14 protein-coding genes are annotated in these 14,680 nt (G+C 42.0%); 10 read left to right on the top strand and 4 right to left on the bottom strand.

Annotation, left to right across the window (positions count from 1 at the left end; genetic code table 11):
• Positions 1–19 precede the first annotated feature (19 nt).
• Positions 20–892 (top strand): S1-like domain-containing RNA-binding protein, encoded by an 873-nt coding sequence (locus tag MHI53_RS13345; protein ID WP_061140330.1) that lies wholly within the window; start codon positions 20–22, stop codon positions 890–892.
• A gap of 75 nt (positions 893–967) precedes the next feature.
• Here the strand turns inward: MHI53_RS13345 and cotJC are convergent, their stop codons facing one another.
• From cotJC to MHI53_RS13330, 3 genes are read right to left on the bottom strand one after another with little or no spacing between them, the layout of a single operon-like run.
• Positions 968–1,537, bottom strand: a complete 570-nt coding sequence (gene cotJC, locus MHI53_RS13340; protein WP_061140329.1) for a spore coat protein CotJC — start codon at positions 1,535–1,537, stop codon at positions 968–970.
• Between the two features lie 12 nt (positions 1,538–1,549).
• Entirely contained in the window at positions 1,550–1,813 is a 264-nt protein-coding gene (locus MHI53_RS13335; protein WP_340371495.1) for a spore coat protein CotJB, read from the bottom strand.
• Entirely contained in the window at positions 1,814–2,047 is a 234-nt protein-coding gene (locus MHI53_RS13330; RefSeq protein WP_340371494.1) for a spore coat associated protein CotJA, read from the bottom strand. It lies immediately after the preceding gene.
• A 256-nt stretch (positions 2,048–2,303) separates the two neighbouring features.
• Between MHI53_RS13330 and MHI53_RS13325 the strand changes: the two genes are divergently transcribed.
• The 4 genes from MHI53_RS13325 (at position 2,304) to MHI53_RS13310 (ending at position 6,803) form a co-directional block, all read left to right on the top strand.
• Positions 2,304–3,137: a LysM peptidoglycan-binding domain-containing protein gene (locus tag MHI53_RS13325; RefSeq protein ID WP_340371493.1), complete on the top strand. Its 834-nt coding sequence runs from the start codon at positions 2,304–2,306 to the stop codon at positions 3,135–3,137.
• Positions 3,138–3,292: 155 nt separating this feature from the next.
• On the top strand, positions 3,293–5,416 hold the full coding sequence (gene recQ / locus MHI53_RS13320; RefSeq protein WP_155645338.1) for a DNA helicase RecQ: 2,124 nt from the start codon (positions 3,293–3,295) through the stop codon (positions 5,414–5,416).
• 131 nt (positions 5,417–5,547) lie between these two features.
• Complete coding sequence (locus MHI53_RS13315; protein WP_061140325.1) at positions 5,548–5,754, top strand: cold-inducible protein YdjO-related protein; 207 nt, start codon at positions 5,548–5,550, stop codon at positions 5,752–5,754.
• Between the two features lie 854 nt (positions 5,755–6,608).
• Entirely contained in the window at positions 6,609–6,803 is a 195-nt protein-coding gene (locus tag MHI53_RS13310) for a cold-shock protein (protein WP_034307294.1), read from the top strand.
• Positions 6,804–6,894: 91 nt separating this feature from the next.
• Here MHI53_RS13310 and MHI53_RS13305 read toward each other — a convergent pair whose 3' ends face one another.
• Complete coding sequence (locus MHI53_RS13305) at positions 6,895–7,809, bottom strand: YitT family protein (RefSeq protein WP_232732207.1); 915 nt, start codon at positions 7,807–7,809, stop codon at positions 6,895–6,897.
• A gap of 334 nt (positions 7,810–8,143) precedes the next feature.
• On the opposite strand from MHI53_RS13305, the gene MHI53_RS13300 reads away from it, so the two are divergent.
• The 5 genes from MHI53_RS13300 (at position 8,144) to MHI53_RS13280 (ending at position 14,608) form a co-directional block, all read left to right on the top strand.
• A complete protein-coding gene (locus tag MHI53_RS13300; RefSeq protein ID WP_340371492.1) occupies positions 8,144–10,330 on the top strand; it encodes a PAS domain S-box protein in 2,187 nt (728 codons plus the stop codon).
• A 153-nt stretch (positions 10,331–10,483) separates the two neighbouring features.
• The gene (locus MHI53_RS13295; protein WP_260320072.1) at positions 10,484–11,680 is read left to right on the top strand and encodes an MFS transporter; all 1,197 of its coding nucleotides are present in this window, start codon (positions 10,484–10,486) and stop codon (positions 11,678–11,680) included.
• Positions 11,681–11,932: 252 nt separating this feature from the next.
• Entirely contained in the window at positions 11,933–12,724 is a 792-nt protein-coding gene (locus MHI53_RS13290) for an SGNH/GDSL hydrolase family protein (RefSeq protein WP_340371491.1), read from the top strand.
• Complete coding sequence (locus MHI53_RS13285; RefSeq protein ID WP_061140324.1) at positions 12,721–13,635, top strand: ABC transporter ATP-binding protein; 915 nt, start codon at positions 12,721–12,723, stop codon at positions 13,633–13,635. The genes MHI53_RS13290 and MHI53_RS13285 overlap by 4 nt, the downstream gene beginning before the upstream one ends.
• Positions 13,628–14,608 (top strand): ABC transporter permease, encoded by a 981-nt coding sequence (locus MHI53_RS13280; RefSeq protein ID WP_340371490.1) that lies wholly within the window; start codon positions 13,628–13,630, stop codon positions 14,606–14,608. Before MHI53_RS13285 ends, MHI53_RS13280 begins: the two co-directional genes overlap by 8 nt.
• Positions 14,609–14,680: the final 72 nt, after the last annotated feature.

Genomic DNA, 14,680 nt, shown 5'->3' with positions numbered 1-14,680 from the left:
TACAGGAGGATTCAAATACATGCAAAAAATTCAGGCCGGCATGGCTGTAGAGTTAGAAGTGGAACGTAAGGCGGATTTCGGCTGGTTTTTAACGGATGGTTCAGAAGATGTCTTACTTCATCATAATGAAACGAACGAAGGAACGGAGCTTGAGATTGGTGATGCGGTGACGGTATTCATCTATCATGATAAACAAGCTAGGCTTACGGCGACTATGAAAATCCCCGACATTCAAATCGATCGATATGGATGGGCGGAAGTTGTCAATGTGAAAAGGAAGCTTGGGGTGTTTGTGAACATCGGACTCTCCAAAGATATCCTTGTATCTCTTGATGATCTTCCGAATATTGACCGCTTGTGGCCGGAGGTAGGCGATCGGCTTTATGTATCCTTGAAGACCGATCGCAATGACCGGTTATTCGGTAAGCTTGCAACCGAAGATGTAATCCAGGAGATTGCCGTGAAGGCTCCTTTAAAAGGAGTCCGTAATACAACCGTGAGCGGGAATGTCTACCGGCTGCTCATGGTCGGATCATTCTTTGTATCACAAGAAGGCTATCGCTGCTTCATTCATGAAAGTGAACGCAAGGAGGAGCCTCGCCTTGGGGAATTAGTGGAGGGCCGCGTCATAGACAGTAAGGAAGATGGTACGCTGAACGTCTCTCTCATTCCGTTTAAACAAGATTTGATGGGTGAAGATGCCGATGTCATTTTCAAGTATTTAATGAATCGTGGCGGAGCGATGCCTTATGGAGACAAAACGCCTCCGGATGATATTCAATTTCACTTCGGTTTAAGCAAGGGAGCGTTCAAACGTGCTCTTGGCAAATTGATGAAGGAAGACAAGATTTATCAGGAAGACGGCTGGACTTATTCTTCAGATCGTAAATGATGATAAGCGCAGAATTCAAATGGACCCCCATTGTAGACAAAAGTCTTAGATGGGGGTCCATTTTTTTTATGCTCTTCAAAAAATCTTCTTTTTACCTTGTTCATCTTTTAAAATCTCCACTGCCTCTCTAAATCTCATGCTATGGACAATTTCCCTTTCGCGTAAAAACCTTAGGGAATCATTGATATCCGGGTCGTCTGAGATGTCAATTAACCACTGATACGTTGCTCGCGCCTTCTCTTCAGCGGCAATATCTTCATAAAGATCGGCAATCGGATCCCCTTTTGCTTGGATATACGTGGCTGTCCATGGGTTTCCTGCCGCATCATGATAAAACAGTGCACTATCATGATTGACATAATGATCTCCAAGTCCTGCTTCAGCCATTTGTTGTGGCTTGGCGTCCTTCGTGAGCTTATATATCATCGTAGCGATCATTTCCAGATGAGCGAATTCTTCCGTTCCGATATCGGTTAACAATCCAATCACTTTGTCAGGAATCGTGTAGCGCTGATTTAAGTAACGAAGGGCAGCTGCCAATTCTCCATCGGCTCCCCCGTATTGTTCAATTAAATATTTTGCCAATCTAGGATTGCAGTCCCTGACTTTAACCGGGTATTGCAGCTTCTTTTCATAAACCCACATCGATATCTCTCCTTATACTTGCCAAGGCCAGGGGCCTTGGCCCCATTCCCATTTATTTTCACCGCCGGAACTGTTTCCGAATCCCAATAAGGGACCGTATTTAGGTTCAAAAACCGCTTTCAGTTGCCTGGAATATTCATGGAATTGATTGAATTGCAGCAGGGCCTGCTGGTCATTAGGATGGGTATCCAAATAATGAGTCAGCTCGACAAGCACAAAATCCGCAGCTTGTATTTGTTCAAGCAAATTATAATATTCATCATCCAGTTTATTCATTTACGACTCCCTTTCCCGATATGGATTATCATAATAATCATAAAAAAACTTCCATAACGTCCCGTATTTCAGTGCTTCCTCTGGTGTGAATTGCTCCAGGTTCGGAGGTTGAAAATTGATATATAAATGGGGTGGCGTTCTGTAGTATTTCCTCCCTATGGGGGGACAAGGATCAAACTTACTATGAAAAGGTTTATATGATTTGACTAATGTAAAGGATTTATCGCGCGTCACGAATATGCCTCCTTCGTAAAAATATGGCCTTTAATTTTTATGCCTCGGCCGTGCATAATATGCCTATATTTCTTTGGAAAGGAGATGTTATGGAAAAAGATGTTTTTTCAGAATATTATAAATCGTTGTTATAATACCGTTATCTTCCTGTGATGTTTGTCATCTATTCTTTATCTGTTTGTTCTTTGTATAGAGAAAAACTATGTTAAGATTTAACTCGTAGCTTATAAAGTAGCTCACAAGGAGGTAACAACATATGAAAAAATCAATCTTATCGTTAGCGGCAGCGGCTGCAATATCCGGTGCATTCACCATTCCGGTACAAGCAGAAGATGTCAAAGTGAAAGATGGAGACACATTATGGGGGATATCTCAAACATATAAAGTATCAATAGAAGATATTAAGTCTTGGAATGATTTGTCTTCAGACTCGATTTATGTAGGAGAAACCATACATATCTCTCAAGAACAGCATCATAAAGTCAAGTCAGGGGAGACATTATCGGAAATAGCACACAAATATGATGTATCGGTACATGATATTAAATCTTGGAACGACCTAAATTCCGACACGATCCATCCGGATCAGGATTTAGTCATCAAGCCGGCAGGCAACAAAGTGGAAGCGGCGAGCGCAGGTCCTGAGCAAACATCAGAGCAGGCTGCACCGGAGGAACAAGAGAAGCCGGCAGAACAATCTAAACCAGCAGAACAAGCTAAACCAGCAGAACAAGAGAAGCCAGCTGAACAACCAGAAAAGGCAGATTCAAACCAGGAATCCAACGATCAAGCGGGTGTGGAAAAAGAATTGACTGTCAGAGCAACGGCTTACACGGCTGATTGTCAAGGCTGCAGCGGCACTACAGCAACAGGGGTTGATTTGAAAGCCAATCCGAATGCAAAAGTGATTTCCGTAGATCCATCAGTCATTCCGCTAGGTTCAAAAGTTTATGTGGAGGGGTATGGATACGCAACAGCTGCCGATACTGGAAGTGCCATCAAGGGAAATAGAGTGGACCTTTTTGTTCCTAATGAACAGGACGCCAATAATTGGGGCGTTAAAAATGTTAAAGTTCAAATCCTGAATTAATTTACCATGCAAAACATGTTCATATATTGAAAAGAGTAGACACGGAGAATTAATGTGTCTACTCTTTTTGTGCTTTTGGTTGATCGGAAAAGCAGGTACAATGAAAGTAATGAACCCTTACCGGACCTTACAAGATAAATAGGAGGAGTAGTGAATTGATGGAGAAGGCACGTGAATATTTACAGCAGTATTATGGTTATGAATCATTTAGAAAAGGACAGGAACAGATTATCGAACAGGTGTTAAAAGGAATGAATACAGCCGGTATCATGCCTACGGGCGGGGGTAAATCCATATGTTATCAAATTCCGGCACTTCTGTTGCCTGGTGTTACACTCGTGATATCCCCGCTTATTTCCTTGATGAAGGATCAAGTAGACGCCCTCGAACAAAATGGGATTGATGCCACATTTCTGAATAGCTCCATTTCAGGTTTGGAATCTTCAAAGAGAATGAACGATATTAAGCAAGGACGGTATAAGCTGGTATACGTTGCTCCTGAAAGACTGGAAAACCCTGCATTTCAACAGGAGTTGTTTAGTGTGGAAATTTCATTGGTCGCCATTGACGAGGCTCATTGTATCTCTCAATGGGGCCATGACTTCCGGCCAAGCTATTTAAAAATCAAAACTTTGCTGAAGAACATGCCAGCAGAGCCGACTGTCCTGGCCTTGACGGCGACAGCGACCCCGCACGTTATTGATGATATATGTCAGTCCCTTGGTATATCCAAGGAGCATGCCATTTCAACGGGATTCTCCAGGGATAACTTATTTTTTTCGGTTGTGAAGGAAGAAAATCGCGGCCGGTTTTTAATGCGCTATGTTGAAAAAAACAAAAATGAATCGGGCATTATCTATGCGGCAACCAGGAAAGAAGTGGATTCATTGCATGCGAAGCTTAATAAAGCTGGCTTCAAAACAGGACGCTATCATGCTGGGATGAATGAGCAGGATCGTTCAAAACAGCAAGATGAATTCATTCGTGATGAAGTTTCTTTGATGGTTGCGACTTCGGCCTTTGGCATGGGGATCGATAAATCGAATGTTAGGTACGTCATTCATTATCAAACTCCAAAGAATATGGAAAGTTATTATCAGGAAGCGGGCCGTGCAGGCCGTGATGGTTTGGAAAGTGAATGCATCCTGTTGTATTCCCCGCAAGATATGCAAATTCAGCGATTCTTGATCGATCAATCAAACCCATCGCAGGAGTGGCAAGCTCAGGAGCTGAAGAAGTTAAATAAAATGAAGGACTATTGCTTTACCGAAGGGTGTTTGCAGGCATTCATTCTTCGGTATTTTGGGGAAGAAGCCCCCGAGGATTGCGGTCATTGCGAGAATTGTACGGATAAACGCGATTCCGTGGACGTAACGACCCAGGCACAGATGGTGCTTTCGTGCATGCTGCGCATGGGTGAGCGATTTGGCAAGATGATGATTTCCCAGGTGCTGACAGGTTCACGGAATAAGAAAGTGGAGGAGTTTGGCTTTCAGAAGCTTTCGACTTATGGGATCATCAATAATCAAACGGCAAAGGATGTTGGCGATTTCATTGATTTCCTGACAGCTAAGCAGTATATCGAAATGACGGGCGGGCAATTCCCTGTACTGAAAGTAACCAATTCCGGCAGGGAGGTCCTTTTGGGGCATAAAAAAGTACTTCGAAAAGAAATGAAGCATGTTAGCAGCATCAGTGTCGATCATGGGTTGTTTGAAGAATTACGGCAATTAAGAAAAGAAATGGCTGCAAATGAAAATGTCCCGCCATTCATTATTTTTTCCGATGCTTCCTTAAAGGATATGGCTGCAAAACTGCCTGGAACGGAACAGGCATTCCTTGACGTCAAAGGGGTGGGCACCCAGAAGTTCGAGCGATTCGGCGCAGCGTTCCTCGAAAGGATTTCCCAATATGTACAGGCACATCCTGAAGTTGAAACCAATACAATGGTTACTAAGGAAACAAGTAAGCGCAGCACTACGCCTTCACATCTGGAAAGCTACCGCTTATACCAAGAGGGTAAATCGATGAAAGAAATTGGAGCCTTAAGAGGACTGTCCACGATTTCTATCGAAAATCATTTATTAAAGTGTGCCCAAGAACACATGGATATCAAATGGGAAGATATTTTCTCGGATGAAGAGTACGGTCTCGTATTGGAAACGGCATTACAATTGAATTCTGAAAAACTAAAACCATTGAAAGAAGCCCTGCCTGAACATATTTCATATTTTATGATAAAAGCGATCATGGTGAAAGCAGGGATGGAAAAAAGATAAGCGGATAGTTTTTTGGATAATTTTTTCCATGAATAAATAAGATTTTGGTTTAATGCGTATACTAGGGTTGATGTAAAGGTAAGGTTATTGCCTTTGGTCAGAGTCTTTATATAAAAAAGAGGAGGTTGCTCATGTATTTTGGCAAAAAGAATTCAGAGGAACCAGAAATCATTATGGAAGATACGATAGTATATGCATGCGGATCAGCAGATTGCAATGGTTGGATGAGAAAGGATTTTGCCTCGGAAAACTATGATTGCCCAATGTGCGGCAGTCAATTGATCGAAGAGGTCAGGGAACTGCCAAAAATCGAAAATGAATATAATGCATTTAAATAAAAGAGGTGAAACATTGCCTCTTTATTTTTTTGCGTTCAAGAAGGAAGAAGCTTGATTTGAATTTAACACTTTACATTTATATATATGTGTGATATTATAAAGTTTCAGTGCTATTAGCGATAAGCACTGGAGGGTAATTTAAAGTAACATTTTTATTAATCAAATAATTTTTCATCATAGGTATGATGAAGTAGAATCAAGTTAAACACATCTAGATAAAAGAAATACAAGTAGTCACCAAGTATTTTCCTCGATCCATTTCTGTTCTTCATTAACTTACTTCTATGTACCATTTATCTTTTGGAATATACTTTTCCCAATTGGAATTACGGACGGTTTTAATTAATAAACATGTACTTACAAGCTTTTACCTGATTCTCGCAGGCACGGTCTAGGAACCGTATGGATGGGAGAGAGGCAGGGCTTTCATTGTTTTAGGTTTTGGCACTAAAATTACTCTCATGCCCGGTTCATTTTGAAGCAATTCATGCGAACGGGCAGGAAGAACCATATGGAATGGATTCTTAAACAGCACAGTCCCGAATACCTCGAGGGTAATCGGGACTGTGCTTCAGATTTATCTGGCTTTTGAAAGTATTATTTACAGAATCATCTCTTCTTTACGATCTTTACTCAATTATTAACAGCTTTATATGTTATAATGGATAATGAGATATTAAAAATTCATGGTCCTACTTTCAACTTCTTGAAACTTGCGAGGTTGAGTGTGGAGAATAAGCATGAGTAACACTCACAATTATTTAGATTATTCGCCATCTATTCTTCTTTTATCTTTATGGCTTGGAAGCTTTTACGCAGGACGGAGTCAATTCAAATTCTAAGGAGTGAGATATATGTATAGAAGAAATAATACGGAAGAAATCATTCCTGAAGAAACAAAGGTATGGGAATGTACATCAGAAGATTGCAAAGGGTGGATCCGCGATAACTTTACAAGTAATGATGAACATGTTTGCCCGCTATGCAGCAGTGAGATGAAACCCGGAACCAGAATGCTTCAAGCGATCAACAATCCCAGAAATTATTAAAAGATAAAAAAAGCTGAAGGGAATTCCCTTCAGCTTTTTTTATCTTTTTGCCTAGAATCCTGGAAAAAAGCAGGAAGGGTAATTGAAAAGTTCAATGAATATCTTTTTTCTTGAACCTGCCCCCGCGAACTTCCGCGATGTCACCCACGGCAAGGAAGGCAGACGGGTCGAAACTTTTCACGATATCCTTAAGCTTTGCTTCCTCAAGCCTGTTGATTACACAAAAGATAACTTTTTTATCATCCCCGGAATAAGCGCCTTCACCAGCCAAAAAGGTTACGCCCCTTCCAAGGCGGTGCATGATTGCGTCTCCAATATCACCGAACTCATCACTGATGATCCATACGAATTTGGATTCATCCAAACCAGCGATAACGATATCCATCGTTTTGTAGGCTACGAAATACGCAATGATCGAGTACATGGCACGATCCCAAGAGAAAACGAAACCGGCACTCCCAAGGATGAATAAATTAAAGAACATGACAATCTCTCCAACGGAAAAAGGGAGCTTTTTGCTGGCGAGGATGGCCAGTATTTCCGTACCATCCAATGAGCCCCCATATCGAATGACCATTCCGACACCAATGCCAAGAATCATTCCGCCAAAAGCGGATGCTAAGAGGATATCTTGTGTGAATGCTGGTACGTGATGAAGCAATGTGGTAGTTATGGAAAGGACTAAAATTCCATACAGGGTAGATAATGCGAAGGTTTTTCCAATTTGTTTATACCCGATAAAAAAGAAAGGGAGATTCAAGATGAAAAGGAAGATACCGAGCTTCCAACCAGTTATGTAGGATAACATAATCGAAATCCCTGTTATTCCTCCATCGATAACATTATTCGGTACCAAAAAAATCTCGAGGCCGACAGCCATCAAAACTGCGCCGATCGTAATCAAAAGACCTCTCTGTAAAATTTGTCTTAGCGTCAATTTTTTATGCTGGGTCTTTTTTTGCATAATTTCCGCTGTGCTTGCTCCTGCCAGGTCTGACATAATCATGCCTCTCACTCCTTCGCTCTATACGTCTCAATTTAATTATAAACATATAGGGATCATTAAATAAAGAAATTAACATTCATATTTAATATATTTTCTGTATAATTATTTTGGTCATAAAATATACACCGCATCGACAAAGCTTGATTGGACGGTCGTTGGGCTTTGTCCTTTTTCTATTTTACTCTATACAAAAGAATAGTATTTCTATTTTTTTTGATTTTATGAAAGAAAGTCTCAACTTCAGCTGGAACGGGTCTGACAAAAGAGACGTGGGTGAAAGGAAATAAAAACCTATGAGTCACTGTAATTTTCCATTACAATATAGGAGAACGAGGTGATCATTGCAATAATGGAACATTCAATCGTAGCATTAAATCCCATCCTGTTTATGATAGCGGCACTTTTAATCATAATGGCCTGTTATACGGCATTGGATTTATTGACAACATTCCTGTCGGTCGAGAAGTATAAGCGCCTTTTATACATAGGAAGCAGCTGTTCGATGGGGGTGGCCCTATGGACACTTAATTTGGTGATCATATTTACACTCGATAATTCAGGAGTTGCATCATACAACTTTTCTACAATATTATTTTCATTACTATTGGCGATATCGCTCGCTGCGGTGGGGCTACTGGCCATTTCGTATAAAACAGAATTGCTGCAAATCACTTTCTGCAGTTTTATGTTTACGATGGCATTATTGTCTAATTATATGATGAGCATTTTAACCATCAATCACTCCGTACAATATAACCCGTATTTGCTTGTGAGTACGCTGCTCATCATTTTTAGCATTTTTGCAACAGCGCTCGTCATCTTCTTTTACTTTAAAAGGGTCAGTCAATCATCATTAAAGCCGCTGAGCACATTGATGATGAGCGGGGCGATCATTGAAGGGTATTATCTTTTGTTGCGGGTGATACCGATACCGGTCGACGGTAAGGACGAGCGGGGGGATTTTGTACAACTTACCCCATTCATGCTTTACCTAGTCTGCTTAGTTTCTTTGTTCATCCTTGCCAGCCTGATTGGTTCAAGTACGATCGTTGGTCGGCGTTTGGCAAAAAGTGATAATACGGTGAATGATATCAGGCATGCGTTAGATCAATCTGCAATCGTCGCTATCACGGATGCAAAAGGGACCATCACTTATGTGAACGAAAAGTTCATGGAAATATCGCAATATGAAGAGCAGGAACTAATCGGCACGAATCATTCCATCATCAATTCAGGCTACCATTCAAGAGAGTTTTTCACAGATCTATGGGTCACGATTGGCCAGGGGCAGACATGGAATGGTGAAATCTGCAATCGAACTAAAACCGGCGATACGTATTGGGTGGATACAACCATCGTTCCGTTTATGAAAAAGGGTAAACCTTATCAATATATTTCAATCTGTTCAAATATCTCGCCACGGAAAAAGGCGGAAAATGACTTGATGGGATCCATACAGGAACTAGAGGATATGCAATATGCCATCGATCAGTCCTCAATCGTTGCCATCACGGATGCAAAAGGTGTCATTATCGATGTGAATGAAAAGTTCTCAGAGATTTCCGGATATGAAAGAAATGAATTGATCGGCCAGACTCATAGGTTGGTCAATTCGGGGCTTCACTCCAAGGAGTTCTTCGAGGAGATGTGGCGAACCATCCATGATCGGAAGGTTTGGAAGGGGGAAATCAGGAACAAGGCAAAGGATGGGAGCTTCTATTGGGTGGATACAACCATCGTTCCGTTTTTCGGAGTGAATGGAAAGCCTTTTCAGTTTTTATCCATCCGGTATGATATAACAGAGCGTAAGCAAACGGAAGAGATGCTTCATCGGCAGGATAAATTGGCGGCAGTTGGGCAGCTTGCTGCTGGCGTTGCACATGAAATCAGGAATCCGCTGACTTCCATGAAAGGGTATACGGAATACCTGCAACTAGACGAAACGGACGAAACCAGGTTGGAATATCTCGAGATCATTCTCGATGAAATCCATCGGGTCAATGAGATCGTGGAAGAGTTCTTGCAATTGGCCAAACCGCAGTCCTTAAATTTGGAAACGAAGAATATCGTGAAAATCATTGAAAATGTTTTATCACTGACGGAGTTTGATGCAAGAAAGAAGCACGTATCGCTTAAACTCGTTGGCATCCATGAAGAAATACTCGTTAATTGTGATGAGAATCGGATAAAACAAGTGTTTCTCAATTTCATTAAAAATGGGATGGAAGCGATGCCAGGTGGTGGAGCCATTAAAGTCATGGCTGAACGTAAAGAGGAAAACGTGCAAATCTCGATAATCGATACAGGAAAGGGAATGCCGCCTGAGCAGCTAAGGAAACTGGGGGAACCGTTTTTCACCACAAAAAAATCGGGAAATGGCTTAGGCTTGATGATCAGCTTCAAAATCATTGAAAACCATTTGGGAAAAGTCTTTGTTGAAAGCGAGGTCAATAAAGGTACGGTCTTTAAGATCGTGCTTCCGATTAAACCTGTAAAGTACGCTTGGCCCCGTAAATCATGAACGAATCATCCGCCCAATAGGCCGGAATATGTCTGGTGCCGGCCTAATCATGCCTATGGACGTTGAGGCGTTTTTCATGAATGGGAATATCAGTAAAATTGGAGAAGGCAACGGTTGTCGCGGGAGAAGATGACTGCATGGGGGAAACTGGATTTGGAAAAACAAATACGAGCTAATATTGTAAGTTTAAAGGTGTTTTACCTATTTTCTTTTTTTGCTGTTGGAAGTTTAACGCCGCTGTTAAGCGTTTATTTAGCCAACGAAGCCGGCTTGTCCGGTCTTGAAATAGGATCGATTATGTCTGTAGGACCGATCGTGATGATCCTATTTCAGCCCATTTGGGGAATTGTCTGTGATTGGAGCGGAAAACCTGCAAAAATACTGGCATTGACCTCATTACTTGCTGGTGTATTCGGGTTAGGGTACTTGCTGTTCGAGCCCTATTTACTTTTAGTCGCCGTTGCGATTGCGTTGGCTGTCTTTCAAAGCGCCATCATTCCCGTCTCGGACAGCATCACGCTTCAATACACGACAAGAATCAAATCGAATTATGGGAAAATTCGTTTATTCGGTTCACTCGGTTTTGGTGTGGCCGTTTTTATGATGGGAAAGCTATCTGAATCGTTCATTGGTCCAGCGGTTATATTTTACGCCTTTTTCTTTGGTCTATTGGTTGCGGCCATTCTAGCACTCCGGTTGCCGGAAGAGCCGCCTAAAGGAAAGGTGAAGGTTTTCAGCGGGATGAAAGAATTGTTCAAAATGAAGAGATTCCTAATATTCCTTGCGATAACATTCCTGCTCTTTGGTCCGAATTTGGCAAATAACGTATATTATGGTTTATTTGTTGAGGCGAGAGGCGGGACATATACTGGAATCGGAATTGCCTTCCTCCTGGCTGTATTGTCGGAAATCCCGTTCATGAGAATGGCGGGCAGTTGGATTCATAGAATAGGCTTGCTTCCCATTACTTTATTGGCTGGAGCAGGCTCGTTGATTCGCTGGGGACTGTATTTTAGCGAACCGAGTTTAGCTACGGTATACGTGACTTCGGTCATCCAAGGGTTTTCATTGGGCCTATTCATTCCTGCAGCCTTACAGTATATCCGCAAAGTTGTCCCAGCCCATATTACCGTTACGGCCATTACGCTTTATTCGGCAATCGGCAATGGATTGGGAAATTGGTTCAGCACCTTTACTGGCGGAATCATCCTGGATCATTCAGGTATATATGCAGTGTATTTCTTCTACGGGGTACTTACCCTGATTGGCATGCTGCTTACAATCTGGCTTATGAGATTGGATAATGAACATAAAGTGCCAAGGATAAAAGCCGACAAATTAGAAATGTAATGGTATTCCATTCTTGAAGACCGCTGCAGACGACCTTGGAAGTACTGGGGGATGTCTGCAGTTTTTTGTTTTCATTTTACTGCAGGCCAATCAGCTTTCCAGAGGCGGTTCGTGAGCCATCTGCACCTGCTCGGGAGTCCGAGCGTTTAAGGGGATATGTTGATTTTTTTAATTCGGGAGCAATCAGTTTTTTGTTTTTGGAAATAATATGATTTAATGGAAAGTAGAGAATGAAGGGAAGGATGAGTGTTCTTGAGCAAAACCAAAGTGTTGGTTACTACGATAGTTTCAGCGGTTGTAGGACTGTTTTTTTTATTTTGTCTCGGATGGACGATTTTTGATCATTATGGAAAGAAATCTTCTGATATGGGAGCAAATGAAGCGGTCCCCAACAAAAAGGATCTGCCTAATGACTTTACGGTCGTGGCATTGGGTGATTCGCTCACACGAGGTACAGGTGATGAGTCAGGAAAAGGATACGTCGGACTTGTTTTAGAAGATTTGGAGAGTGAATATAAGCATAAACCGATCATTCACAACCTCGGCATCAATGGACAAGTTTCAGAAGAATTAGTGCAGCAAGTCAAGCAAACGGAAGTGAGGCGCCAAATCAAGGCGGCCGATGTTATTTTACTGACAATTGGCGGCAATGACTTATTTCAGAAAGGTCAGACGCTGATTGATTATGATAGTCAGGTCATCGCAGAATCACAACAGAAATATATGGAAAACTTACATGGTATTTTTAAGAATATCAATCAAGTCAATGATAAAGCTACCATTTTTTTGCTTGGTTTATATAATCCGTTTATAGAATTGGATGATGATCTGGATACGAACCGAATTGTTAGGGATTGGAATAATGATACGGCAGAAGTCGTGGCCCACTATAAAAATGCCATTTTCGTGCCGACCTTTGACCTTTTCCAATTGTCTGTTAATGATTATTTGTATACGGATAATTTTCACCCTAATAAGAAGGGGTATCGTTTAATAGCAGATAGGGTTGCTCCTTTAATAAAGTGGGAGGATGAGGAACGATGAAACAGGTGACATTGTCTGTCAAAGGATTGAAAAAAAAGATTGGCGACAGGGAAATTATTAAAGGAATCGATTTCGACCTGATTGAAGGCGAGGTTTTTGGCTTTTTAGGGCCGAATGGGGCCGGTAAAACGACGACCATACGCATGCTGGTTGGACTCATTAAGCCAACTGCGGGATCCATCCGAATTTGCGGGTTTGATGTACGCAAGGATTTCACGAAGGCGATGCAATATATGGGCTGTATCGTTGAAAATCCAGAACTTTACCCATTTTTGAGTGGTTGGGATAATTTGCTTCACTTTGCCAGAATGCTGCCTGAAGTGGGTAAGCAAAGAATAAGCGAGGTTGTAGAGCTGGTCGGCCTGCAAGCGAGAATTCATGATAAAGTGAAGACCTATTCGCTAGGAATGAGGCAGCGGTTGGGAATTGCACAGGCCATGCTGAATAGTCCGAAGCTGTTGATTTTGGATGAACCGACCAATGGCCTTGATCCTGCAGGGATCCGGGAAATGCGTCAGTTCATCAGGAAATTGGCTGAAGAAGAAGGGATGAGTGTTCTCGTATCATCACATTTATTAGGTGAAATCCAGCAGCTTTGTGACCGGGTTGCCATCATAAAAAATGGACAAATAATTCAGACGGATACTGTGGAAAGGCTATTAGCTACACAAGAGAGGATTTTGTGGAGGGTTGAGCCAGTCCAAAAAGGACTGGAAATCCTAAGTGGGTTCACGGAAGTGAGCATGGACCAAAAATACATCATTACCGCTTACGATGAACTTGAAACACCTGAATGGAATGCGGCCCTTATCCGGGCAGGAGTGAAGGTGCATGAAATGAACCGGAAGCTCCCGGGCCTTGAAGAATTATTTTTACAAGTAACCGGCGGCGGGGGTGCTGGTATTGAATAACCTGATCCAGAATGAAATGATGAAGTTGTTGGCAAAAAAACGATTGGTCATAATTGGGATCATCGTCGGGATTTTGGTGCTGATGTTTACGTACGCACAATATAAGCAAGCGGAAGAGCAGAAGGAGAAGTTAGGTACTACCGATTGGCGAGCTGCCCTTCAGCAGCAAATCATTGATACACAAAATCGCTTAAGCTCAAATAGGATGCTTGATGAGTGGCGTGAACAGCTCGAAGTGGGACTGAAGCAGCAGCAGTATTACCTTGATCACGATATAAACCCCTCAGAACCAGGGGCTGCCACTTTTACCCGCATGTTTTTGGAAAATGCCATCGATTTGTTCATTCCATTGCTCATCATGATTGTAGCAAGCGATTTAGTTTCCTCGGAAAATAGTCAAGGGACGATTAAACTTCTGCTGACACGGCCAGTGAAGCGGTGGAAAATCTTAATGAGCAAATATATAACCTTATTGTTGTCGGTATCGATTATCGTGGCGATGACAGCATTATTGTCCTATTTATTATCTGGTCTTGTTTTTGGCTATCAAGGCTGGGCGGCCCCGGTGATTACCGGATTCGAATTGAACGGCGCAGATGTGGATGTCAGCCAAGTAAGGCTAGTGGAACAATGGAAATTCCTTTTGATGGATTTGGGACTTGTATGGTTGGTTGCGGTCGTGATAGGAACGCTTTCGTTCATGCTATCGGTCCTCGTGCGCAGTACACCGGCAGGAATGGGTATCATGCTAGCAGCCTTGATTTCAGGAGCTATCCTGAACAATATGGTTTCTTCATGGGAATCAGCAAAATATTTCTTCATGGTGAATTTGAAGTTGACCACCTACATTAGCGGTTCGGCGCCGCCAATCGAGGGGATGACCCTTTTATCCTCCGTCATAACGCTTCTCGTCTGGTGGCTGCTTGCTTTACTCGTCTCGTTTGCCGCTTTTACCCGGAAGGATGTTTATTAATGAAAACCAGCCTATAAAAAATTATAGGCTGGTTTTTATTTTCATGTAAAGGGTAATCTAACGACAATATGT

It is taken from the genome of Peribacillus sp. FSL E2-0218, assembly GCF_037992945.1.
GTDB classification, from domain to species: domain Bacteria; phylum Bacillota; class Bacilli; order Bacillales; family DSM-1321; genus Peribacillus; species Peribacillus simplex_B.
Note: the sequence above shows the minus strand (reverse complement) of the source record. Positions and strands in the feature narration are given on the sequence as shown.

Coding starts and splice junctions, on each gene's coding strand:
- MHI53_RS13315 (WP_061140325.1), top strand. CDS start 5,548: ATGTATTTTGGCAAAAAGAATTCAGAGGAACCAGAAATCATTATGGAA.
- MHI53_RS13345 (WP_061140330.1), top strand. CDS start 20: ATGCAAAAAATTCAGGCCGGCATGGCTGTAGAGTTAGAAGTGGAACGT.
- cotJC (WP_061140329.1), bottom strand. CDS start 1,537: ATGTGGGTTTATGAAAAGAAGCTGCAATACCCGGTTAAAGTCAGGGAC.
- MHI53_RS13335 (WP_340371495.1), bottom strand. CDS start 1,813: ATGAATAAACTGGATGATGAATATTATAATTTGCTTGAACAAATACAA.
- MHI53_RS13325 (WP_340371493.1), top strand. CDS start 2,304: ATGAAAAAATCAATCTTATCGTTAGCGGCAGCGGCTGCAATATCCGGT.
- MHI53_RS13310 (WP_034307294.1), top strand. CDS start 6,609: ATGTATAGAAGAAATAATACGGAAGAAATCATTCCTGAAGAAACAAAG.
- MHI53_RS13285 (WP_061140324.1), top strand. CDS start 12,721: ATGAAACAGGTGACATTGTCTGTCAAAGGATTGAAAAAAAAGATTGGC.
- MHI53_RS13305 (WP_232732207.1), bottom strand. CDS start 7,809: ATGATTATGTCAGACCTGGCAGGAGCAAGCACAGCGGAAATTATGCAA.